This window comes from Nocardiopsis sp. NPDC055551, assembly GCF_053619415.1.
Map to the genome: position 1 here is coordinate 249,081 of NZ_JBSHJJ010000006.1, position 20,786 is coordinate 269,866.

Below are 20,786 nucleotides of genomic sequence, written 5' to 3' on the forward strand. Positions count from 1 at the left end.
CGGATACAGGCCAGCGGCGCTTTTCTCGTTATCCGAGTGACTACGGATCGTTGCGGCGCGGACCGGGGCGCTTACTCCCGTGCCGTTCGGCCGTCGCTGTTCCCGGCTCTACCGAAACGGTCGCTCTGGGTGGGGTTGGGCAACTCTCTCGACTGCCGTGACCTTTGTCCGAATGGTTCTCCCGTTTATGCATATGGGGGATTTCTCGCACAAAGCAGAAAGACCGTTCGGAATCGAGGCATGTGGGTCCGTCCTCAGTGACCGGCGAGGGGCGGGCCGGTAGCCCGACCTCCCCTAAACTGGCGGCCGGCCCGAGGGGCCCGACGTGTCCCAGGTCTCGGCAACCAACGCCGGGATGAGTACGTCGGACGGGTCGAAGGACATGGTGCGACCGGGGGAAGGCGTGGAGTGGACGGAGGTCGATCGACACGAACGGGGTGGCGGCGGCCTCGACCCGTCCAGGCCCTGCGTTGGGTCGCGGTGGCCGTGGCGGGCGCGATCCTGTTGACCGGGATCGGCCCTGAGGACGCCTTCGAGGTGACCTATCGCTCCGTGCCGGAGTCCGAGCGCTCGGACGCCCTCCCGTTGGCCTCCCTGCTGGATCGCACCGGTGTCTCCGAGGACGGCGATGCCGACGGAGGCGATCTCGACGGCGCGGGCAACAGCCTGTCCGCGCGCACGCTCGAATCCGCCGGTTGGCTCCCCGGTGGAGAGGTCACCCTGCTGGACACCGAGCTGCGCCTGCCCGCCTACGGGGAGGGACGCCCCGACCACATGGTCGCCGAAGGTCAACGCCTCGCCCTGACCGACGTCCCCACCCGGATGGACTCGGTGACCTTCCTGGCCACCGGGACCCGCACCGACGGCACCGGGGCCGACGTTCGCGGTGTGGGCAGCGTGGTCTACACCGATGGTGAGGAGCACAAGTTCGACCTGGTCGTCCCGGAGTGGGTGGCCGGCCCCGCCGGAGACGCCGCCCTGACCCTTCCCTACGCGAACTTCTCGACCGGTTTCGGGCAGGACGCCATCGGTTCGGTGCGCCTATACGCGCGCTCGATCCCCCTGGACCCCGGCCGCGAGGTCGACCACGTGGTCATGCCCGAGGTCGCCGACCCCCGAGCGAACATGCACGTGTTCTCCGTGGGCGGACGCCCGGCGGGTCAGGAGTGGACCGGAACCTGGGCGCGCGCCACCTCCGGATACGCCGAGGTCGGTCCCTGGGAGGACCAGACCCTGCGCCTGGCGGTGCGCTCCACCACCGGCGGCCACAAGGTGCGCGTGCGGTTGGACAACACCTTCGCCGCGCGTCCGGTCACCATCGGGGCGGCGTCCATCGCCCTGCAGGGAGACGGCCCGGCCACGTACGGCGCGGCCGTCCCACTGACCTTCGACGGGGCGCCCGGTGCCGTCATCCCGGCCGGCGGTCGCCTGTTCAGCGACCCTGTGGAAGTACTGCTACCACCGCAGACCGAGGCCCTGGTCAGCATCCACCTGCCCGAACAGGTGCGGTCGGCGCCGATCCACTACGCGGCGGTGGACACCAACTACACCAGCCCCCCGGGCAGCGGAGACCAGACCCTGGACCGCTCGGGTGAGCCCTACACGGGCGAGGTGGACCAGTGGCCCTTCCTCACCGGGATCGAGGTGACGGACGGTCCGGGCTCGGTGGTGACCTTCGGGGACTCCATCACCGACGGCATCCGTTCGACCAGGGACGCCCACCGGCGCTGGCCGGACGTGCTCAGTCAGCGCCTGCACGCGAGCCGGGACCTGCCCGACCCGGGTGTGCTGAACCTGGGGGTGGCCGGCAACCGGGTCACGGCCGACGGCTACCCGGGTGAGGGCGTCTCGGTCTACGCCAACGGTGTGAGCATGTTGCACCGGGCCCAACGGGACGTGTTCTCGCAGAGCGGCGTGGGCACCGTGGTGGTGTTCGCGGGCATCAACGACCTGCGCTGGGGTGCCTCCTCCGAGGAGGTGATCGCGGGTCTGAACCGGCTGGCGCGGATGGGCAGGGACCACAACGTGCGGGTGTTCGTGTCGACGTTGGCGCCGTGCGCCGGATCGCCGCGTTGCACGGCCACGGTGGAGGAACAACGGAGCCGGGTCAACTCCTACCTGCGCGAACAGGCGTACGACCCGGAGTCGTCGTTCGCCGGGGTGTGGGACTTCGAAGCGGTGCTGCGCGACCCGGAGTTCCCGACGCGGATGCGGCCCGAGTACGACTCCGGTGACCACCTGCACCCCAACGACGCGGGTCTGCGCGCGATCGCCGAGTCGGTGGACCTGTACGAGTTGCTCGGGGTGTGACCCGGAGGCGGGGCACGGCCCGGGGCGGAAGCCGCACGGTTCAGCGAGGACAGCCCAGCTGGTGGTGGATGACCAGGTCGACGTAGACCTCGCTCAGGTCCCGCAGACTCAACCCGGCCTCGGGGTCGTACCAGTGCACGAGGGAGTCGAAGGTCTCCAGGACCTTGTCGGCGGCCCCGCCCGTGTCGGTCACCACGAAGCGGCCTTCGGTGACCCCGGCGACGACGATCTCCCGCACGCGTTCGCGCAGGGCGCGGTACAGCCCGGCGATCTCCCGGTATCGGGCGGGGTCGATGGCGCGCAGGGTGGGCATGAGTTCGCGGCTGAGCGCGAGGGCGGTGCGGTGCTTCCAACCACCGATGATGTGGCCGCGCACGAGGCCGGCCATGCGCTCGGTGGCGCTCGCACGCGGATCGTCGGCGGCCAGCCGGTCCTGGACGTGCTCGTGGGTGGCGTGCAGGACGACCGCGTGGATCAGGTCCAAACGCGTGGGGAAGGCACGCCGTAGGTCGGCGGCGTCGATGTCGGTCTCGACGGCGATCCGTTGGGTCAGGACGGACATGGGCATGCCGCGAGAGCCGTGTTCGTCGAACAGGCGGGCGGCGCATTCCAGGACGGGGGCCGTGGTGCGCAGTGCGTGAGGGGAGAGGTCGGCCGTCATTGCTCTGGTTATCTCAGTCGGTCGTCGTACGCCTTTAAGGGGAAGGGCGCCAAGGATATCGCCGAAGGGGTGGCGAATTGCGTGGAACGGCGAAACTCGATGAGGAATGTCGAGATCACGATACGTATGTTGTCGATGTTCTGGTTGAAGTGGTCGATGTACCTTTCGGCGTTTTCGTCAGGGGTGGACGGACCCCTCCCTCCACCCCTGACACGTGCGGATCGTCAGGGAACCCGATTCGCGCCGGCCACCCCGGGGGCAACGGGGGGAAGGGCACCGGAATCGGCTTCCACGGGTATCGGAGGCGCCTGCGCCCGGCCGGTGGTCAACGACACCAGGTCGTCGACGCGTTCGGTGGCCAGTGCGTCCACTCCCATTCCGATGAGTCGTGCCATCTCCGGGAATTCGTTCACGGTCCAGGCGACCACCCGGTGACCGGAACGGTGTATCTCACCGATCGTTTCCCGGTCCAACAGGGTGTAGTGAGTGCCCAGGAAAGTGGGACACAGTGAACGCACCAGGTCCTGCGGTGGGGCCCCCGGCCGATCCCAGGCCAGCATCAGCCGCGCGCCCGGGCTGCGCTCGCGCAGCGCCCGGAGCACCTCCACCGGTCCGGTGAACAGGGCCTGATCGACGAAACCGTGTTCGCGCAACACCTTGTCGGCGGCCAGGGCCGTCTCGGGTGTGAGCGCGTCGATCATCAGCGGGGAGGCCTCCCGGCCGCAGAACTCGGCCAGGACCTCCATCAGTGTCGGGACACGCCGCTCCACGTCCTCGCGAGCGGCGGCGAGCTCGGCCAGGGTCAGTTCACCCACCTGGCGAGTCTGGGAACCCGGGACGGTCACGACACGTTCGTCCACCAGGACGGGATATCCGTCCGCGGTCAGGTGGACGTCGATCTTGACCAGGTCGACCCCGCCGCGCAAGGCTGAACGTAGGGCCGGCAGCGTGTTACCCGGGTAGCGTGCGGTGTCTCCGCGTAGTGCGATGGACAACGTCATGTGTCCAAGGGTCGCAAAAACCGGCGCCGCACGTGGCGCAAACAGGAAAAACGCCTACCAAGGCCGTCCCTGTCGGGCTTGTGGACGCATGGATGGTCCCCCGCGGACCCAGTGCGAGCGTTGTCACGTCGCGTCGGTCCGTTCCGACCGCGACGAACTGGGAAACTTTGTTATCGGGTGTCGTGACGGCACGGCACCCTCAGGCAGGCCCCGAGTGTGAGGCGAACGATGATTCCGGACCAACGACGAGAGCACATCCTCAAACTCCTCCAGGAGCGCCATGTGCTGAGTATCAACGAGCTCACGTCGATGCTGTCCGTGTCCCACATGACGGTGCGCCGGGACATCCAGGCCCTGGAGAACGACGGCAAGGTCCTGTCGGTCACCGGCGGGGTGCGTCTGGCCGCCCGTCTCAAGAGCGAACCCTCCTACCTGGCCAAGGCCCAGCTGGAGGTCCCCGCCAAGCGCGCCATAGCGCGCGCCGCCGCCGACCTGGTGCGCGAGAACTTCACCATCTACCTGGACGCGGGCACGACCACGCTGCAGATGGTGCCGCTGCTCACCGACAAGGTGGGGCTGACCGTCATCACCAGCGACTTCAACGTCGTCGGCCACCTCATGGAGTACCCGGGCATCGAGCTGATCCACACCGGTGGCGTGGTCTCGCACTCGGACCACTCCTCGGTCGGCCAGTTCACCGCGGACTTCCTGCGCAAGGTCAACGTGGACCTCGCGTTCATCGCGAGCAGCTCCTGGGACGTCGACCGCGGCTCCACCACCCCGTCCGAGGCCAAGGTGATCGCCAAGCAGGAGTTGCTGCGCATCGCCTCCAAGAGCGTCCTGGTGGTGGACAGCACCAAGTACGGCAAGTTCGGCACCTTCCGGGTGGCCCGTCTGGAGGAGTTCGACCTGATCGTCACCGACGACCGGTTGCCCCGTTCGGCGGTGGACGAGCTCACCGAGCGCGAGATCCGTCTCCAGATCGTCCCCAGCGAATAACGCCCCGGCCCCGGCGGCGCACCGACTACGTCCTCAACGAGGGTTCGGCGGGCGCCTCCGGGGCCGACTCGTTCCGGCGCGTGTACCAACGACCCCGCATCACCAGGGTGGTCATCGCCAGCGAGATGACACCGCCCGCCGTCCCCAGCGCGAACGCGCCGTAGTGACCGTGGGCGTCGGCGAGGGCCCCGGCGACCATGGAACCCAGCGCCTGCCCGAGGATCAGACAGCTCAGTACGATGGCCATGGACTGCGAGAGCCGTTCGGGCGGAGCGGCCCGCTCGATCAGACCGAACAGACTCACGATGTGCGGGCCGATCGCGAAGCCGAGCGCGAAGAGCGTCACGGCGAGTGTCGCGGGACCGTGTTCCAGGTACAGCGGCAGGGTGAGCAGGGCCAACCCCGCGGCGGCCACTCGCGTGCGGGCGGTCAGGGTGAACCCCACCGGCAACGAGGCCATCAGCAGGCCCGCCACGGCGCTGCTGGTCCCCATCACCGCGTACATGAGCCCCGACAGGTCGCCGTGGCCCGCGTTGTCGGCGAAGGCGGTCACACCCGTGGACATCCCGCCGAAGAACAGGCCCTGGCAGAACATGGGGACGGTCAGCACCATCAGGGCCGGGCGCAGGATGCGCCCGCCGTTACCGGGCGCCGGCGCGCTGCCGGACGGGGCGGTGGGGTGCAGGGCGAACACGGTGCCGAACACGCCCAGGAGCACGGCGGCGCCGATGACGCTCGCGGTGGGGGACATGGTCACGGTGAGAATGCCCACGAGCGCCGGGCCCAGGACGAAGGACGCCTCGTCCAGTACGCCCTCCACGGACATGGCGGCCGACACCGAGCGTTCGCGCTCCAGGCCGCGCTCGGGCCCCTCGCGGATCAGTACCACCCAACGGGTGCGTGCCATGGGGCCGACCTGGGGCAGGCACAGGCCGCCGAGTGCGGCGAGCGCGACCAGCACCGCCAAGGGGGCGTCGGCGATCACCGCGATGACGAGCGCGGCGATCAGGACGGTGTCCACCAAGGCCGTGACCAGGACCGGGAGACGTTGCCCGTGACGGTCGGCGAAACGGGCGATGACGGGGCCGCCCACGGCCTCTCCGAGGGCGAACGCGCCCGAGACCAGCCCTGCCGCGGCGACGCTGCCGGTGGTGACGGTGACGAGCGTGAGGAGCCCGATCAAGGTCATCGAGATGGGGAGACGGGCCAGGAAGGTGGCGAGGAGCAACGGCCAACCGGCGATCCGGTGCATGCGCCGCAGGGTTTCAAATGGTGACATCCGCCCTCGTTCTGTACTCGCCCTCGGCCGCGAACCATCCCATGATAGGTCCACCGAAGTCCCGATTCGGGTTCGCGAATGTGTAGGTTCCCTCCCATGGACCACCCCCATCCCCTCGGCGGGCCACGCTCATTCCTCACCCCCGGGCCCGGCTGGCCCGACCGGAGCGCGGTCGTACGCGACGTCTTCCTGACACTGGGCTTCTACCTGCTCATGGCCGCCGAACTGTACGCGTTGTCGGTGCTGGACATCCTCGGCCCTTGGCAAGTCCTGGGCGCGCTCATCGGGCCGGTGGTGGTGGTACTGCTCGGCCGTCTCCATCCGCTGCTCGCCCCCTGCGCGGCCATGATCCTCGGCTACCTGCTCCTGGCCTTCGTCGTCGTGCTGACGTGCGCGTCCTACCTGGCCGGACGGCGTTCCCCGAAGGCGAGGCCGGTGGCGATCCTCATCGTGTTCGCGGTCGTGGTGTTCGCCGACGTGTGGCGCAGCGGGATGGGCGGGGAACCGGTGATCTGGATCCTCTCGCTCCTGGTGACCGTGTTGTCCGTGGCCGTGCCGTGGTTGGTCGGTGTCTACCGACGCCAACACGTGGAACTGATCGAGGGCGGATGGGAACAGGCCCGCCGGTCACGCCGGGAGCAACGGCTGACCGCGGACCAGGCAAGGATGCGCGAACGTTCCCGCATCGCCCGCGACATGCACGATTCCCTGGGCCACGAACTCACCCTCATCGCGCTCCGGGCGGGTGCCCTGGAGGTCGCCCGCGACCTGGACGAACGGCACCGGGAGAAGGTGGTCGAGCTTCGGGAGACCGCGGTCTCGGCCACCCGGAACCTGCGCGAGATCATCGGGGTCCTGAACGACGACGAAGGCGAGCGGTCGGCGCCCACCGGCCCCGCCGGCGAGAGCGTCGTCGCGTTGGTCGAACGGGTCCGCGACTCCGGACTCCGGGTGATGCTCGTCCAGGAGGGACCGATGGAGGATCTGGCCCCGATGGTGGATCGAGCCGCCCACCGGGTGGTGCAGGAGTCCCTCACCAACGTCGTCAAGTACGCCCCGGAGTCGCGGGCCACGGTGCGGCTCACCGCCGACAGCCGAAGGTTGGCGGTCCATGTCACCAACACCGCCACCGAGGGCGCTTCCGGGGAGGGCGCGGTCAGCGGTCACCGTGGACTCGCCGGCCTGCGGGAACGGGTCCGGCTGACCGGCGGCACCTTCGCGGCCGGTCCCGCCGAGAACGGCTGGGAGGTGTGCGCGATCCTGCCTCTGGACGGTGAGGCGGTTCCGGACGAGGAGATCCGCACCGACGGCGCCGCGGAGATCGACCGGCTCCGGCACAATGCCCGTCGCGGGGTCCGGAACTGGTCCGTGGCGCTGTTCGCCGCTCCCATCATGTTGCTCATGGCCGTGGCCGTCTTGATGTACCTGTTCGTCCTCGACGTCCTCACGGAGTCCACACTCTCCCCGCAGGACTACGCCGAGGTCGAGGTGGGGCGCGACCAGGACGAACTCGCCCCCCTGCTGCCCGCCTACCCGCTCGACCAGACGACACAGCTCGAAGAGGTCGCCGACCCCGACCCCGACTGCGACCAGTACCGGGTCGATCAGGGAGCGTCCGACACCGACGCGGACTTCTACCAACTCTGCTACGAGGACGGGGTCCTGGTCAGCAAGGAGGAGTTGCGGGGGCCGTGATCGGGCCCTTGTGGGATGCTTCCCGCGGACCACCGACCCCCGAGGAGGAACGTTCGTGATCAGGGTGCTGCTCGCCGACGACGAGGCGATGATCCGCGCGGGTGTGCGGGCCATCGTGGAGAGCGACCCGGACATCGAGGTGGTGGCCGAGGCGGCGGACGGACGCGAGGCCGTGGAACTCGTCCTCGCCCACCGCCCCGACGTCGCCCTGCTCGACATCCGCATGCCCCGGATGGACGGCCTGGCCGCCACGGCCGAACTCCGCAAGCTCGCGCCGGACACCCGGGTCGTCATCCTGACCACCTTCGGCGAGGACGAGTACATCGCCCAGGCGCTCGGTGACGGGGCCGCCGGGTTCCTGCTCAAGGCCGGTGACCCGCGCCAGCTCATCTCCGGAGTGCACGCCGTCGCGGACGGTGGCGCCTACCTGTCCCCACACGTGGCACGGCAGGTGATCAGCCGGATCGGTTCCGGGAGGGCGGCCAGGGAGGCCGCCGCCGCCGAACGTCTGGCCGAACTCACCGATCGCGAACGTGAGGTGCTCGCCCTGGTCGGCACGGGGTTGTCCAACGCCGACATCGCCGGACGGCTCTTCCTGGTGGAGGGCACCGTCAAGAGCTACGTGAGCGCCATCCTCGGCCGGTTGGGGATGAAGAACCGGGTCCAGGCCGCCATCCTCGCCTACGAGGCGGGCCTGGTGGAGCGGGACGCCGACGACGGTGGGAGGCTCGGGCCCGGGCCGACGTGAGCGCCGAGATCGAACGGCCGCGTCAGACCTGCGACGAGGGCCGGCTTCTCCGGTCGAGCATCGGCCGGTGCTTGGGCCTGCGCAACCCCGAGGCGCGCAGCCGGGTGACCAACTCGCGTCCGCTGACGTGTTCGGCGCCGAGCGCCACCGCCCGGGCGTGTACGTGCTCGGGGATGTCGTAGTGGTCCCGTTCGAAGGCGCGCTCGGGAACCCCGAGCTCGCGGGCGAAGGCGTGCAGTTCGTCGAGGGACACGTCGCTGACCAGGTGTGCGAAGCGCCATCCGCGTGGACCGGGCCAGACCGGGCTGTCGACCAGGACGCTCACGACGCCTCCGGTGCGGTCACCGCGCGCCAGGGCACCGGACTGGACATGACCATGGTGCTGGAGGGCCGACCGTGCTCGGCGAGCTGGTCGATGACCTCCTCGAAGTGCTCCATGGAGCGCACCGCGATGAGCAGGAAGCAGCAGGCGTCACCGGTGACCCGGTGGACCTGGAGGATCTCGGGCAGCTCCAGCGAGGACCGTTCGCGCAGCAGGCAGTGGGCGCCGAAGCACTCCATCCGGACCAACGCCGTCACCGGCAGCCCGGCGGCGGCCGGGTCGACGTGCGCGTGGTAGCCGGTGATGACCCCGCGGTCGGTGAGCCTGCGGACACGGTCGGCCACGGCGGGCGCCGAGAGGTTGACCCGGCGGGACAGCTCGTTGAACGACAGACGCCCGTCCTGTTGGAGCTCGTGGAGGATCCGCTGGTCAACGCCGTCCAACGGGAGGGGAGTGTGTGGGGCCATGCTTTTCGTTCCCAAGGTCGAGATCGGTTTCCAGTAATGAATGTAAACCCGATGGGGGATCCGCGTTACCATCGGCCATTCCTTCCCTGGGTGATATGTCCGATCATGTGAGCTCACGTTCACGGCGCCGTGCACGGCGGAACCCGGTGGCGCCGCAGGGCGTGCGAACACCGAAGCCACGCCGTACCCGAGGGGTAGAGACCATGCTCTCCAACACGTCCGTCCAGCAGTGCCCCTACGCACCCGCCGAGGGCGGCGCGCAGGACGCCGCGACGGCCCGGGCCCGCAAGGCCGAGAGCAACAAGGGCGAGCCGACCCTGGCCTTCGACCACAACACCCCCTACGTCGACTACGTGGGCATCGACACCCTGCTCGACCTGGAGCGACCTCGCACCGAGGAACCCGCCGAGTCCGCGTTCATCGTCACCACCCAGGTCATGGAGCTGCTCTTCCCCCAGGTACAGCGACGGTGGGAGACGGCCCGCGACGCCCTGGAAGCCGACGACGTACCCGCGGCCCTGGTCGCGCTGCGCGGCGCGTGCAACGTCCAGGACGTACTCAACTCCTCCTGGGGGCTGCTCTCCGACATGACCCCCACCCAGTTCAACCGGTTCCGGGACGCCTTCGGCGAGGCCTCGGGCTTCCAGTCCTACGGCTACCGAAAGCTGGAGTTCCTCCTCGGCAACAAGTCCGCCGCCATGATCCGCCCGCACAAGGGCATGACCGGTGTGGCCGCCGAACTCGCCGAGATCCTGGAACGCCCCGGTCTGTACGACGCCGCGCTGCGCCTGCTGGGCCGACGCGGTCTGCCGGTCCCCACCACGGTCACCGAGCGCGACTGGACCGGTGAGTACGAACCCTCCGCCGAGGTCGAGCGCGTCTGGCTGGGGGTCTACGAGGACGACCGTCCAGGCAACGACCTGTTCCTGCTGGCCGAGGGACTGCTGGACGTCGCCGAGCGGGTCACCCGGTGGCGTCACCTGCACTTGATGGCGGTGAAGCGCACCATGGGGGGTAAGCCCGGCAGTGGCGGGTCCAACGGACTGAACTGGTTGGCCCGCAACGTCGAGAAGGACGTCTTCCCCGAGCTGTGGTCGCTGCGCAGCACGGTCTGACGTCGACCCGAACCTTTCGAGCCACCCCGGCCCACCGGATCTATGTAGGAAGCGGGACCCGATGACACCCACCACCCGTGAGGACTGCGCCGCGCTGGACGCGGCCGACCCCCTCGCCCACCTCCGCGAGGAGTTCGTCCTCCCCGAAGGGGTGATCTACCTCGACGGGAACTCGCTGGGCGCGCTGCCGCGTTCCACCCCCGGCCGGGTGGCCGACATGATCGAGCGCGAGTGGGGACAGGACCTCATCCGTAGCTGGAACGACGCCGGCTGGTGGGACAAGCCGCGCACATTGGGCGCGAAGGTGGCCCCTCTGGTGGGCGCCGACCCCGACGAGGTGATCGTCGGCGACGGAACCTCCGCCAATTTGTTCAAGTGCCTGGTCACGGCGTTGCGCCTGTCCGGCCGATCGGTCGTGTTGGGGGAGGCCGGCAACTTCCCCACGGACCTGTACGTCACCGAGGGCGCCGTCTCCCTGACCGGCGCCCGCCAGCGCCGGATCGACCCGGACGGCCCCGCGTTGGCCGCCGAACTCGCCAGGGGCGACGTGGGCGTCGTGCTGTTGAGCCACGTGGACTACCGCAGTGGCGTGCTGCGCGACATGGCCGGCATCACCCGAATGGCCCACGAACACGGCGCCTTGGTGGTCTGGGACCTGTGCCACAGCGCCGGAGCCGTCCCCATGGACCTGTCCGGCCAGGACGTGGACTTCGCCGTGGGGTGTACGTACAAGTACCTCAACGGCGGTCCCGGCGCGCCCGCGTTCCTGTACGCGGCCCGTCGCCACCACACCACGGCGGAGCAGCCGCTGAGCGGCTGGCACGGTCACGCCCGCCCCTTCGACTTCACCCCCGAATACGAGCCCTCCCCGGGCGTCTCCCGGTTTCTCAGCGGCTCACAGCCCCTGGTGGCGGACGCCGCGCTGGAGGCGGGGCTGGACGTGTGGGCCAAGGCCGACATGGCAGGGGTGCGGGCCAAGAGCCTGGCCATGACCGACCTGTTCTTGGCCCGTGCGGCTTCGGTGGGACTGTCCTCGATCACCCCGGCCGAACACGATCGTCGTGGCAGTCAGGTGTCCCTGCTCGAACCGGAGGAGGGCGCCGGGTATCCGATCGTGCAGGCGCTTATCGAACGCGGCGCGATCGGTGACTTCCGGTCCCCCGACGTCATGCGGTTCGGGTTCACGCCGCTGTACCTGCGTTACGTGGACGTCTTCGACGCGGCCGCCCACCTGGTGGAGGTCGTGGAGTCGGGTGAGTGGCGAGACGAGCGCTTCAACCGGAGGTCACAGGTCACCTGACCCGGATGACCCGGAATCGACTCCCCGGTGGGACGACCCACCGGGGAGTTCTTTACGTCCGATGGACCTCGACCGATGTGACCTGACCCCGGGCCGGCATGGACTTGCGTGTCCTTTACCACGACAGGCCCCTCCGAAGTCACGTCCGACATATGCGGCGTGTCGTGACCTACCGGCCGTTATGAGGGCTTTGAGAGGGGTTCCGGGTGGTCTCGCGCCATGTATCTCGGTTTATGGCGAGGGTCACCATCGGGCCCCTTCGCCGCCCTCGTTCAGACCCTGGGTCCCCTGTGGTCAGGGGTTTTTCGTGGTTTCAGGCCCTTTGTCGGGTGGCGTCATACGGTAATTGCACGAATGCCGACCGTCATTTTACCCAGAATCCTTCGGTACTTTGCCAACCGCTGGGTTAGTGTCCTTCGTGACCGGTTCGTTATTGATCTTTAACGAGCCGGTGCCGAGCCCTTGACCGGCCACAGGCCGGAAGGGAAGACGAGGCCTTCTTTTCGTCTCAGGGAACGAGCCGCGCGAATCCAAGTGCCGGCTGTTACGGCGGAGCCGATCCGGCCCCCCGTTCCCACCCGCCGCTCGCCGCCGGCGACGCGGGAAGCCCCATGACCTGATCTCACCCACCGTGTGCCGCTCCGCGTGCCCCCGTGTGCCCCGACCTGTCCTGGGCGGCCTTCTCGGCCCTGTCACCAACCTGGCTGATAATCCATGAGCAACGACACTCCCATCCAGTACGGCGAAGTCACCGCGACCTATTTCTGGGACGACGGTTCCGGCATCAACGGTGACACGGGTGCGCCCGCAGGTGGCGAGCCCATGCAGAAGGGGCTCTTCTCCAGCCCCAGTTGGCCGTTGGGTACCGAGGGCTACATCGAGTACGAGGGTGAGCAGCACGAGTTCTTCATCGGCGACCGCGGTCCCGGTGAGCCCTCCAACGACTGTGACGTCCTCCTGGACATCGACGGCAAGACCTTCGCCGACATGATGGGCGAGGAGTGGAACGACGAGACCCTCGTCGTCGACGGCGGCAACGGTCACGCCGAGGTCGAGTACTTCATCACCGAATGGGGCGACGGCAACGGTGAAGAGGGCGCCCCCCACCCCTTCCAACAGCCCGACAACAAGTGCGAGAACGCCGTCGCCCCGGTCCCCGAGGAGCACCTGCCCCAGGAGGAAGAGGAAGAGGAGGAGCCCGAGGAAGAGCAGGCCGAGAAGGAGTCCGAGGACTCCTCCGAGAAGCAGGACGAGCAGGAGACCGAGGAAGAGGAGCAGCAGGACGCCGCTCCCGCGACCTCCGAGGACGAGGGCCAGGACGACGGCGTCACCGCCGAGACCGCGGCCAACGACCTGTCCGGCTTCGGGCTGATGAACGCCGAGGGCACCCCTTCGGCCGCCGGCCTGCTGACCCTGGCGATCATCCCCGCCATCCTCATCGCGCTGGCCTTCGCCTGGATCCGTCGTCCCTCAGGCGCCCACGCCGGTGCCACCGACGACAGCGGCAAGGGACTCATGGCCGAGAGCGACGGCCGTCACGGCATCGCCTCGTTCATCGACCGTCTGCGTGGCAAGGACAAGTAGAGACCACCACCCCGGACGGTTCACCGGAGAGTGGGCAGAGGAAGGGTCGCGCGTATCGCGCGGCCCTTCCTCACATGTCGCCGAGCAGAAGTTCGGGGCGCTCCACGCAGTCGGCCACCCAACGCAGGAAACCGCCCGCGACACCGCCGTCGCACACACGGTGGTCGAAGGCCAGGGTGAGCTCCACCACCGGGCGCGGCACCACGTCGTCGCCCACCACCCACGGACGACGCAGGATCCGACCCAGGCCGAGGATCGCCACCTCGGGGTGGTTGATCACCGCCGCCGAGCCGTCCACCCCGAACACCCCGTAGTTGTTGACGGTGAAGGTCCCGCCGGACAACTCGCCGGGGCCGAGGGAACCGGAGCGCGCCGCCTCGGCGCGCTCGCCCAACCGCGCCGACAACTCACGGGTGGTGAGGCGGTGCGCGTCGGCGAGCACCGGGACCACCAGGCCGCGCGGAGTCTGCGCGGCGAACCCCATGTGCACCGCGTCGAAGCGCACGGTCTCACCGCGTTCGGTGTCGAAGTGACCGTTGAGTTCGGGGAAGCGGGCCAGACCCAGCAGCGCGAACCGGGCGACCAGGCCCAGTACGCTCACCGGCCGGTCCGGCGCCGCCTCGTTGAGCCGTGAACGCAGCTCCATCATCGCGCCGGCGTCGGCGTCCACCCACACGGTGGCCTCCGGGATCTCCCGGCGTGAACGCGACAGTCTTTCGGCCATGGTCCGGTGCGCGCCCCGCAACGGCGCACGGTGCACCCCGGGTTCCTCGGACGTGCGGGGCGGTGGGGCAGAGGCGATCCGAGACTCCACGTCCCGGCGCAGCACCAGCCCGTTCTCTCCGCTGCCGCGCAACGCGGACACGTCGACGCCGTGCTCCCGTGCCAGCCGTCGGACCAGGGGCGATATCACCCTGGTCGGCCCATCGGAGGTCGTGGGCGAGCCGTCGATCGCCGTTGATCGAGGCGGCCCGCCCGACCCGCGGGCGGCACGACGTGAGGGCCGCGCGCCCGTTCCCGTGCCGTAGCCCACCAGGACGGCACCCGAATCCGCGCTGTGGTCGGCGGCGCCGTTGCCGCCCGCGGAGTCCGGGGCCTCCCGTGTGCTCGGCACGGTGATCTGAGGGTCGCCACCCGCCCCGGAGGGTCGGGCGGGGGCGACGGAGATGAGCGGAGCGCCGACGGCGACGACCGCGCCGACCGCTCCGTGCAGTTCGGTGACGACGCCACCGAAGGGACAGGGGACCTCCACGGTGGCCTTGGCGGTCTCCACCTCGGCGACCGGCTGGTCCACGGCGATCTCGTCGCCCGCGCTCACCAGCCACGACACGATCTCGGCCTCGGTCAACCCCTCACCCAGGTCGGGGAGTTCGAAGGTGCTCACCGGTCCTCCACCCACTCCGACTCCCACTGCAGGCGGTCCACGGCGGCCAGGATCCGGTCGACCCCGGGCAGGTGGTGTTCCTCCAGCTTCGGTGGGGGATAGGGGACGTCCCACCCACCCACGCGCAGTACCGGGGCCTCCAGGTGGTGGAAGCACTGTTCGGTGACGCGCGCGGCGACCTCGGCCCCGTAGCCGCCGAAGACCGAAGCCTCGTGCACCACCACGGCGCGGCCGGTCCGGCGTACCGAAGCGGTCACGGTGGCGTCGTCGAACGGGGCCAGTTGACGCAGGTCCACCACCTCCAGGTCGCGCCCCTCGCCGGCTGCGGTCTCGGCGGCCTCCAGAGCGGTGGCCACCATGGGGCCGTAGACGATCAGGGTGGCGTCGGAGCCGGACCGTCGTACCACCGAACGCTCCATGGGTTCGGTGCGTACGGGCAGTTCGACGGCCTCCTTGGCCCAGTAACGGCGCTTGGGTTCGAGGAACAGCACCGGGTCGTCGCAGTCGATGGCCTCGCGCAGCATCGAATAGGCGTCCGCGGGCGTGCCCGGGGTGACCACCCGCAGTCCGGGGGTGTGCGTGTAATAGGCCTCGGAGGAGTCGCTGTGGTGCTCCACTCCGCCGATCCCACCGCCGTAGGGGACACGGATCACCACGGGCAGCGTCACCGCGCCGCGCGTCCGGTTGCGCATCTTCGCCAGATGTGAGGTGACCTGCTCGAACGCGGGATAGGCGAAGGCGTCGAACTGCATCTCCACCACGGGCCGTAGCCCGTACGCGGCCATCCCGATCGCGGTGCCCACGATCCCCGACTCGGCCAGGGGCGAGTCGAAACAGCGCTCCTCGCCGAAGGCCGCCGTCAGCCCGTCGGTCACCCGGAACACCCCGCCCAACGGTCCGACGTCCTCGCCGTAGACCAGCACGTTCGGGTCGGCGGCCAAGGCGTCGTGCAGGGCACGGTTCAGGGCCGCGCCCATGGTGGTCTCGGAGGTGGGGAACGTGTGCGCCATCAGACCTCCCGCAACTCCTCGGCGAGCTCGCTCCGTTGCCGCTCCAGCACCGGCGGGACCTCGGCGTAGACGTCGGTGAACAGGGACGCGGGGTCGAGTCGGTCCTCGCCCGCCATCCGGTCGCGGACCACGGTGGCGACCCGTTCGGCGTCGCGTTCGTAGACCTCCAGGAGTCCGTCGTCGACGATCTGCTCGTTGCGCAGCAGCGTCTCCATACGGATCAACGGGTCACGCTCGACCCAGTACGCCACCTCGCCGTCGTCGCGGTACCGCTGCGGGGCGTCGGCGTTGGTGTGCGGATCGACCCGGTAGGTGAGCGCCTCCACGATGGCCGGGCCGCCGCCCGCGCGGGCCTCGGCCAGGGCGTGGGCGACCACGGCGTGCACGGCGGCGGCGTCGTTGCCGTCCACGTGGTGGCCGCGCATGCCGTACCCCACCGCCTTGTGGGCCAGCGTGGGGGCCGCGCTCTGCCGGTGCAGCGGCACGCTGATGGCCCAGTGGTTGTTCTGGACCAGGAACACCACCGGGGTGTTCCACACGGCCGCGAAGTTGTAGGCCTCGTGGGCGTCGCCCTCGCTGGTGGCCCCATCGCCCATCAGGACCAGGGCGGCCACGTCGTGGCCCTTATGTCGGGCGGCGTAGGTGAGGCCGACGGCGTGCGAGGCGTTGGTGGCCAACGGGGTGCACTGCGGGGCGCAGCGGTAACGGGGCGGGTCGTAGCCGCAGTGCCAGTCCCCGCGGAAGAGTGTGAGCGTCTCCACCGGGTCCACGCCGTGCGTGATCATGGCGACGCTGTCGCGGTAGCTGGGAAAGAGCCAGTCCCGTTCGCCCAGGGCCAGCACCCCGCCCACCTGCGCGGCCTCCTGTCCGGTGGAGGACGGGTAGACCGCGAGCCGTCCCTGGCGAGCGAGGGTGCCGGCCTGCTGGTTGAAGCGGCGTCCGATGACCATCGCTCGGTGGAGTTCGGCGAGCACGGCGGGGTCGGGAGCGGTGAACGAGGAGTGTTCGCGACGGCCGCCGTGCCGGTCCACGAGGCGCACCGGTTCCTGGGAGGGCAGGGGAGGAACCGGACGAGTTCGCTCATCGGTGTGCTTCATGTCTTGAATATGAGCCGAATCACCCCATATTGTCGATCCCTCCACGCCGATGCTGGACGAATTGCTCGGCATGGTGCCCCCCGGTACAGAACATCTAATATGTCCATCACCTGGACGGTATGAGGTAAGACACATGGCCGTGCAGCTGGATGACACCGACCGTCGGATCATCGCCCTCCTTCGCGATGACGGTCGTATGTCGATCCGCGCCGTCGCCGAGCGCGCGCACATCTCCCGGGCCAACGCCTACTCCCGGCTCGAACGCCTCCGCAACGACGGGGTGATCAGGGGCTTCACCGCCGTCATCGACCCTGAGAAGTACGGCACCGCCCTGTCCGCCTACGTGTCGGTGCGCATCGAACAGCACTCCTGGGAACGATTTCGCGAATACCTGCGCGACATCCCCGAGGTCGACCACGCCGCACTCGTCTCCGGCGACGTCGACCTGCTCCTCCTCGTACGCGTCACCGACGCCGCGGCGCTGCGCACGTTCGTCCTCGAACGCCTCCAACGCCTGCCCGAGGTCAAGAGCACCCAGACCATGTTCATCCTGGACGAGCCACATCTACAGTGACCGCCACGTCCTACCCTGAAGGTATGGAATATCGAGTCGTCGACGCCTTCACCGACCGACCCTTCAAGGGCAACCCCGCGGCCGTACTCGTCCTGGACGGTCCCTACGACGAGGCATGGGCCCGGCGGGTGGCGGCCGAGTTCAACCTCTCCGAGACCGCCTTCACGCGCCCCCTGGCCGACGGCACGCGTGAACTGCGCTGGTTCACCCCCGAAGTCGAGATCGACCTGTGCGGGCACGCGACCCTGGCCACGGCACACGTGCTCACCGAACTCGGTGTCGAGGGGCCCTACCGCTTCAGCAGCCGCAGCGGTCCCCTCACCGTGACCGCGGAGGACGGGCGGCTGTGGCTGGACTTCCCCTCACGACCGGCCGAGAAGATCGACGCCCCCGAAGGACTCGCCGAACACCTGGGCGTGGAACCCCTCTGGGTCGGTCGCGGCGGAACCGACGACCTGCTCGTCGAGGTCGCCGACGAAGCCGCCGTCCGAGGCCTGGAGCCGAACCTGTACGGCCTGCGCGACATCCCCGCGCGTGGAATCATCGTGACCGCGCCCGGTACCGAGTACGACATGGTCTCCCGGTTCTTCGCCCCCGGTTCCGGCGTACCGGAGGACCCGGTGACCGGCAGCGCCCACACCGTGCTCGCGCCCTTCTGGGGCGAACGCCTGGGCCGCACCGAACTCACCGCCCACCAGGCCTCAGCGCGCGGCGGCGACCTGCTCCTGCGTTGGCGCGGCGACCGGGTCCACATCGGCGGGCACGCCGTCTCCGTCGCCACCGGCGACCTCAAGGTCTGAAAGGGATCCCCCATGGAGCAGTGGAACACCAGGGACGAGATCGTCGCCGGACTGACCCGACTGGAGGAGGAACATCCCGGTTGGGAGCGACCCGCCGCCTACGCCGTCGGTGTGCACCAAGGGGGCGAGACCGGTTTCACCCTGGTCAACGTCGGTGAGCGCCTCCTCCCCGCCATCGCCCTGGGGCGTGCCTGTGGGCACACCTCCGGAACCGCCACCTACGAGCTCACCCCCGAGCAGCTGGACACGGCCATCGCCGGTCTGTCCCCGGCCGTGGGGTGCACCGAGATGGAACACCCCAACCATCACCACTGGGTGGAGGTGTCGGAGCAACTCCGGGATGGTGGTGGTCGGGCCGTGGCGGTGTTCGTCGCGTCGCTGGATGACGCGCCCGTCGACGACCACGACCGCGCGTTCCGCACCACCATCTCCGGTACCGCTGGTGGCTGACCAGGGGTTGTTGGGCGGGTGTGGGGTGTGTGGGCGGGGCCCCGACCCGAGGCGCCCCACCAACCCACCCCACTCACTCACGCCACCCCTTCCGGGAGCCGACGTGTTGAGCCGACGCGGTCAGGGGAACGGGTCGGTGATGTGGAGGTCGCGATCAAGAAGGGCGGCGACCTCCGGGCCCTCCCCGGCCTCGACAAGAGCGAGCAGGCCCAGAAGCCGGCCACGGGCCTGGGCGAGCAAGTGGGGCAGATCCCGCAGGGGTATCTCGATGCGCTGTTCTCGGCCCTCCTGGGACAGGTGCACCTTGTCGCCTACGAATTCCTGGTCGACGCCGGGGTCGTGGCCCATCCACACGGGCAGTCGGTCCAGCAGGCCCAGCCAGGTTCGCCGGTACTCCAGGCCGCAGCAGCAGCCCGGGTTCACGCCCGTTCCGGAGGCGTGGACGGTGCGCAGGCCTCCCGGGACGAGGGTCATCTCCTCCGTGAGGAGTTCGCGCAGGCTCTCGACACCGTTGTAGTCGGTCCATTCGCGCAGAAAGATGGTCAGCTCGGCGGGGGAGAGGTCACCGGACAGCGGTAGGAAGGCTCCGTCAGGGAGCTCCAAGACCGGCTCGACGCGGATCATCTCGTGATCAGGGCGTGGATGTGGTCGGCCGCGTTCCGGGCGCCGTCGGTGTGGGCGAGGTGCTCGCGCAGGTCCTGGGCGCGGGCGCGCAGGGCCGGGTCGTGCAGGACCGCTTCGAAGGCGCGGCGGAGGGACTCTCCGTGGGCTTGTCGGGGGCTGAGCCCCACGGCGTTGCCGAAGCGTACACATTCGTCGACGTTCCAGCGTTGTTCGAACTGCAGGCCGATACCCACGAACGGTTTTCCGGAGGCGGCGGCGGTCTGCACGGTGCCCTCGCCGCCGTGGATGACGGAGACGTCGATCAGGTCGTCGAGCCGATGCGCCGGGAGCAGGTCGAACACGTGCACGTGCTCTCCGAGTTCCGGGTGGTCGTCGGGGACCAGGTAGCGGGCGACCGGGGCCAGGACGGTGACGGGCAGACGGGACAGCTCACGCAGGACGCGAAGGACGATGTCCCGGTTCGCCGAGCTGCCCATGGCGAAGTACACCACCGGGCGTTGACTCTTGCGGGCCTTGCGCACCAGGTGTGGCACCTCGGGCGGGAGTTCGTGGTCCAGGTGGGCGTAGACCGGCCCGACCCAGCGGTAGTTCGGCGGCAACAGGTAGGGGCGCAGCCGGATGGAGGCGACGAGGTTGAGGTCGCCGTCCAGCGCGTCGACGGTGCGCCGGGGCAGGCGCACGCCGTTCTCCTGGGCGATCCGGACCCAACCCCGGGGTTTGAGGGTGGTGTGCCGGGCGGTCTCGCGCAGGAGCCGGGCCGCGGTGGTGTTGACGGCGCGGGCGAGGCGACCGTGCCCCTGGACGACGGGCAGCGCGGAGGTTTGGCGCAGGTGCGGCCAGGAGTACGCGAACGGTTTGACGTAGACCAGGGGGACGCCGTCGGCGCGCGCGGACACGAACTGGCTGAGGGTACTGCCGATGACGGTCGCGGCCGGGCGCAGCAGGGCGTTGAGGGCGCGTTCGCTCTCCACCCGCTCCCGGAACATCTCGGGGGTGAAGGGGTGTTCGAGCCCGGCGCCCTGGTCGAAGCGGATCGCCTGGTCGGCCTGTTCCTCGCTGAGCGGGGGAGTGAGCGCGTGGTACTCGAACCCCGCCTCCTCGATCAGCCCCGCGTAGCGCTCGGAGTAACCGGCGAAGACGCACTCGTACCGGTCCCGCAGTCGACGGGCCACCTCGATCGCCCGCGTGGTCTCGGCGAGGTTGAAGGTCTCCGGGGCGAACAGGACCGTGTTCACGGCGGAACTCCTTGTCTGGAAGGGCCTCTAGGCAACGTAGTCGCCCGGTCCGCGACACGGCAACGTTGTCCACAGGCTCGGAGCGAGAACTTCTGGAAAGTCCTAACCTGGCGGGGCAGCGCAGTACACCG

20 protein-coding genes are annotated in these 20,786 nt (G+C 69.5%); 10 read left to right on the forward strand and 10 right to left on the reverse strand.

Annotated elements, in window-relative coordinates; translation table 11 throughout:
* Positions 1–408: 408 nt before the first annotated feature.
* On the forward strand, positions 409–2,310 hold the full coding sequence (locus ACWGSK_RS13250; protein ID WP_452455926.1) for a GDSL-type esterase/lipase family protein: 1,902 nt from the start codon (positions 409–411) through the stop codon (positions 2,308–2,310).
* A gap of 40 nt (positions 2,311–2,350) precedes the next feature.
* On the opposite strand, the gene ACWGSK_RS13255 is transcribed toward ACWGSK_RS13250, so the two are convergent.
* A complete protein-coding gene (locus tag ACWGSK_RS13255; RefSeq protein WP_358516359.1) occupies positions 2,351–2,971 on the reverse strand; it encodes a TetR/AcrR family transcriptional regulator in 621 nt (206 codons plus the stop codon).
* Between the two features lie 224 nt (positions 2,972–3,195).
* Positions 3,196–3,972, reverse strand: coding sequence for a glycerophosphodiester phosphodiesterase (locus tag ACWGSK_RS13260; RefSeq protein ID WP_452455927.1), 777 nt, complete (start codon positions 3,970–3,972; stop codon positions 3,196–3,198).
* Positions 3,973–4,200: 228 nt separating this feature from the next.
* Here ACWGSK_RS13260 and ACWGSK_RS13265 point away from each other — a divergent pair, with 228 nt between their 5' ends.
* Positions 4,201–4,971, forward strand: a complete 771-nt coding sequence (locus ACWGSK_RS13265) for a DeoR/GlpR family DNA-binding transcription regulator (RefSeq protein ID WP_358514720.1) — start codon at positions 4,201–4,203, stop codon at positions 4,969–4,971.
* 25 nt (positions 4,972–4,996) lie between these two features.
* Here ACWGSK_RS13265 and ACWGSK_RS13270 read toward each other — a convergent pair whose 3' ends face one another.
* Complete coding sequence (locus ACWGSK_RS13270; RefSeq protein ID WP_358514722.1) at positions 4,997–6,250, reverse strand: MFS transporter; 1,254 nt, start codon at positions 6,248–6,250, stop codon at positions 4,997–4,999.
* 96 nt (positions 6,251–6,346) lie between these two features.
* On the opposite strand from ACWGSK_RS13270, the gene ACWGSK_RS13275 reads away from it, so the two are divergent.
* Together ACWGSK_RS13275 and ACWGSK_RS13280 are read left to right on the forward strand one after the other, a co-directional pair.
* A complete protein-coding gene (locus tag ACWGSK_RS13275; protein ID WP_358514724.1) occupies positions 6,347–7,945 on the forward strand; it encodes a sensor histidine kinase in 1,599 nt (532 codons plus the stop codon).
* 55 nt (positions 7,946–8,000) lie between these two features.
* On the forward strand, positions 8,001–8,693 hold the full coding sequence (locus ACWGSK_RS13280; protein ID WP_358514726.1) for a response regulator transcription factor: 693 nt from the start codon (positions 8,001–8,003) through the stop codon (positions 8,691–8,693).
* 22 nt (positions 8,694–8,715) lie between these two features.
* Here ACWGSK_RS13280 and ACWGSK_RS13285 read toward each other — a convergent pair whose 3' ends face one another.
* Positions 8,716–9,018 (reverse strand): DUF4031 domain-containing protein, encoded by a 303-nt coding sequence (locus ACWGSK_RS13285; RefSeq protein WP_358514728.1) that lies wholly within the window; start codon positions 9,016–9,018, stop codon positions 8,716–8,718.
* On the reverse strand, positions 9,015–9,482 hold the full coding sequence (locus ACWGSK_RS13290; RefSeq protein WP_358514730.1) for an Lrp/AsnC family transcriptional regulator: 468 nt from the start codon (positions 9,480–9,482) through the stop codon (positions 9,015–9,017). The genes ACWGSK_RS13285 and ACWGSK_RS13290 overlap by 4 nt, the downstream gene beginning before the upstream one ends.
* Positions 9,483–9,685: 203 nt before the next feature.
* Between ACWGSK_RS13290 and ACWGSK_RS13295 the strand changes: the two genes are divergently transcribed.
* The 3 genes from ACWGSK_RS13295 to ACWGSK_RS13305 all read left to right on the forward strand — a co-directional run bounded on the left by ACWGSK_RS13295 (position 9,686) and on the right by ACWGSK_RS13305 (position 13,481).
* Complete coding sequence (locus ACWGSK_RS13295) at positions 9,686–10,597, forward strand: tryptophan 2,3-dioxygenase (protein ID WP_358514732.1); 912 nt, start codon at positions 9,686–9,688, stop codon at positions 10,595–10,597.
* 61 nt (positions 10,598–10,658) lie between these two features.
* Entirely contained in the window at positions 10,659–11,897 is a 1,239-nt protein-coding gene (gene kynU, locus ACWGSK_RS13300; RefSeq protein ID WP_358514734.1) for a kynureninase, read from the forward strand.
* Between the two features lie 714 nt (positions 11,898–12,611).
* The gene (locus ACWGSK_RS13305) at positions 12,612–13,481 is read left to right on the forward strand and encodes a hypothetical protein (RefSeq protein WP_358514736.1); all 870 of its coding nucleotides are present in this window, start codon (positions 12,612–12,614) and stop codon (positions 13,479–13,481) included.
* Between the two features lie 70 nt (positions 13,482–13,551).
* Here ACWGSK_RS13305 and ACWGSK_RS13310 read toward each other — a convergent pair whose 3' ends face one another.
* From ACWGSK_RS13310 to ACWGSK_RS13320, 3 genes are read right to left on the reverse strand one after another with little or no spacing between them, the layout of a single operon-like run.
* Positions 13,552–14,865, reverse strand: a complete 1,314-nt coding sequence (locus tag ACWGSK_RS13310) for a dihydrolipoamide acetyltransferase family protein (protein WP_452455928.1) — start codon at positions 14,863–14,865, stop codon at positions 13,552–13,554.
* Positions 14,862–15,875, reverse strand: a complete 1,014-nt coding sequence (locus ACWGSK_RS13315) for an alpha-ketoacid dehydrogenase subunit beta (RefSeq protein ID WP_358514740.1) — start codon at positions 15,873–15,875, stop codon at positions 14,862–14,864. Before ACWGSK_RS13315 ends, ACWGSK_RS13310 begins: the two co-directional genes overlap by 4 nt.
* Positions 15,875–16,972, reverse strand: coding sequence for a thiamine pyrophosphate-dependent enzyme (locus tag ACWGSK_RS13320; protein WP_358514743.1), 1,098 nt, complete (start codon positions 16,970–16,972; stop codon positions 15,875–15,877). The genes ACWGSK_RS13315 and ACWGSK_RS13320 overlap by 1 nt, the downstream gene beginning before the upstream one ends.
* Positions 16,973–17,105: 133 nt before the next feature.
* Between ACWGSK_RS13320 and ACWGSK_RS13325 the strand changes: the two genes are divergently transcribed.
* Genes ACWGSK_RS13325 through ACWGSK_RS13335 form a run of 3 tightly spaced genes read left to right on the forward strand, consistent with a single transcriptional unit; the run spans position 17,106 to position 18,796 of the window.
* Positions 17,106–17,546, forward strand: a complete 441-nt coding sequence (locus ACWGSK_RS13325; RefSeq protein WP_358514745.1) for an Lrp/AsnC family transcriptional regulator — start codon at positions 17,106–17,108, stop codon at positions 17,544–17,546.
* Positions 17,547–17,569: 23 nt separating this feature from the next.
* Complete coding sequence (locus ACWGSK_RS13330; RefSeq protein ID WP_358514747.1) at positions 17,570–18,346, forward strand: PhzF family phenazine biosynthesis protein; 777 nt, start codon at positions 17,570–17,572, stop codon at positions 18,344–18,346.
* A gap of 12 nt (positions 18,347–18,358) precedes the next feature.
* On the forward strand, positions 18,359–18,796 hold the full coding sequence (locus tag ACWGSK_RS13335; RefSeq protein WP_452455929.1) for a hypothetical protein: 438 nt from the start codon (positions 18,359–18,361) through the stop codon (positions 18,794–18,796).
* Between the two features lie 120 nt (positions 18,797–18,916).
* On the opposite strand, the gene ACWGSK_RS13340 is transcribed toward ACWGSK_RS13335, so the two are convergent.
* Both ACWGSK_RS13340 and ACWGSK_RS13345 read right to left on the reverse strand, forming a co-directional pair.
* Positions 18,917–19,420 (reverse strand): hypothetical protein, encoded by a 504-nt coding sequence (locus ACWGSK_RS13340; protein WP_452455930.1) that lies wholly within the window; start codon positions 19,418–19,420, stop codon positions 18,917–18,919.
* On the reverse strand, positions 19,417–20,655 hold the full coding sequence (locus tag ACWGSK_RS13345; RefSeq protein WP_452455931.1) for a glycosyltransferase: 1,239 nt from the start codon (positions 20,653–20,655) through the stop codon (positions 19,417–19,419). The genes ACWGSK_RS13340 and ACWGSK_RS13345 overlap by 4 nt, the downstream gene beginning before the upstream one ends.
* Between the last annotated feature and the right edge of the window lie 131 nt (positions 20,656–20,786).

Coding starts and splice junctions, on each gene's coding strand:
- ACWGSK_RS13255 (WP_358516359.1), bottom strand. CDS start 2,971: ATGACGGCCGACCTCTCCCCTCACGCACTGCGCACCACGGCCCCCGTC.
- ACWGSK_RS13260 (WP_452455927.1), bottom strand. CDS start 3,972: ATGACGTTGTCCATCGCACTACGCGGAGACACCGCACGCTACCCGGGT.
- ACWGSK_RS13265 (WP_358514720.1), top strand. CDS start 4,201: ATGATTCCGGACCAACGACGAGAGCACATCCTCAAACTCCTCCAGGAG.
- ACWGSK_RS13270 (WP_358514722.1), bottom strand. CDS start 6,250: ATGTCACCATTTGAAACCCTGCGGCGCATGCACCGGATCGCCGGTTGG.
- ACWGSK_RS13275 (WP_358514724.1), top strand. CDS start 6,347: ATGGACCACCCCCATCCCCTCGGCGGGCCACGCTCATTCCTCACCCCC.
- ACWGSK_RS13290 (WP_358514730.1), bottom strand. CDS start 9,482: ATGGCCCCACACACTCCCCTCCCGTTGGACGGCGTTGACCAGCGGATC.
- ACWGSK_RS13295 (WP_358514732.1), top strand. CDS start 9,686: ATGCTCTCCAACACGTCCGTCCAGCAGTGCCCCTACGCACCCGCCGAG.
- kynU (WP_358514734.1), top strand. CDS start 10,659: ATGACACCCACCACCCGTGAGGACTGCGCCGCGCTGGACGCGGCCGAC.
- ACWGSK_RS13305 (WP_358514736.1), top strand. CDS start 12,612: ATGAGCAACGACACTCCCATCCAGTACGGCGAAGTCACCGCGACCTAT.
- ACWGSK_RS13315 (WP_358514740.1), bottom strand. CDS start 15,875: ATGGCGCACACGTTCCCCACCTCCGAGACCACCATGGGCGCGGCCCTG.
- ACWGSK_RS13320 (WP_358514743.1), bottom strand. CDS start 16,972: ATGAAGCACACCGATGAGCGAACTCGTCCGGTTCCTCCCCTGCCCTCC.
- ACWGSK_RS13325 (WP_358514745.1), top strand. CDS start 17,106: ATGGCCGTGCAGCTGGATGACACCGACCGTCGGATCATCGCCCTCCTT.
- ACWGSK_RS13330 (WP_358514747.1), top strand. CDS start 17,570: ATGGAATATCGAGTCGTCGACGCCTTCACCGACCGACCCTTCAAGGGC.
- ACWGSK_RS13335 (WP_452455929.1), top strand. CDS start 18,359: ATGGAGCAGTGGAACACCAGGGACGAGATCGTCGCCGGACTGACCCGA.
- ACWGSK_RS13340 (WP_452455930.1), bottom strand. CDS start 19,420: ATGATCCGCGTCGAGCCGGTCTTGGAGCTCCCTGACGGAGCCTTCCTA.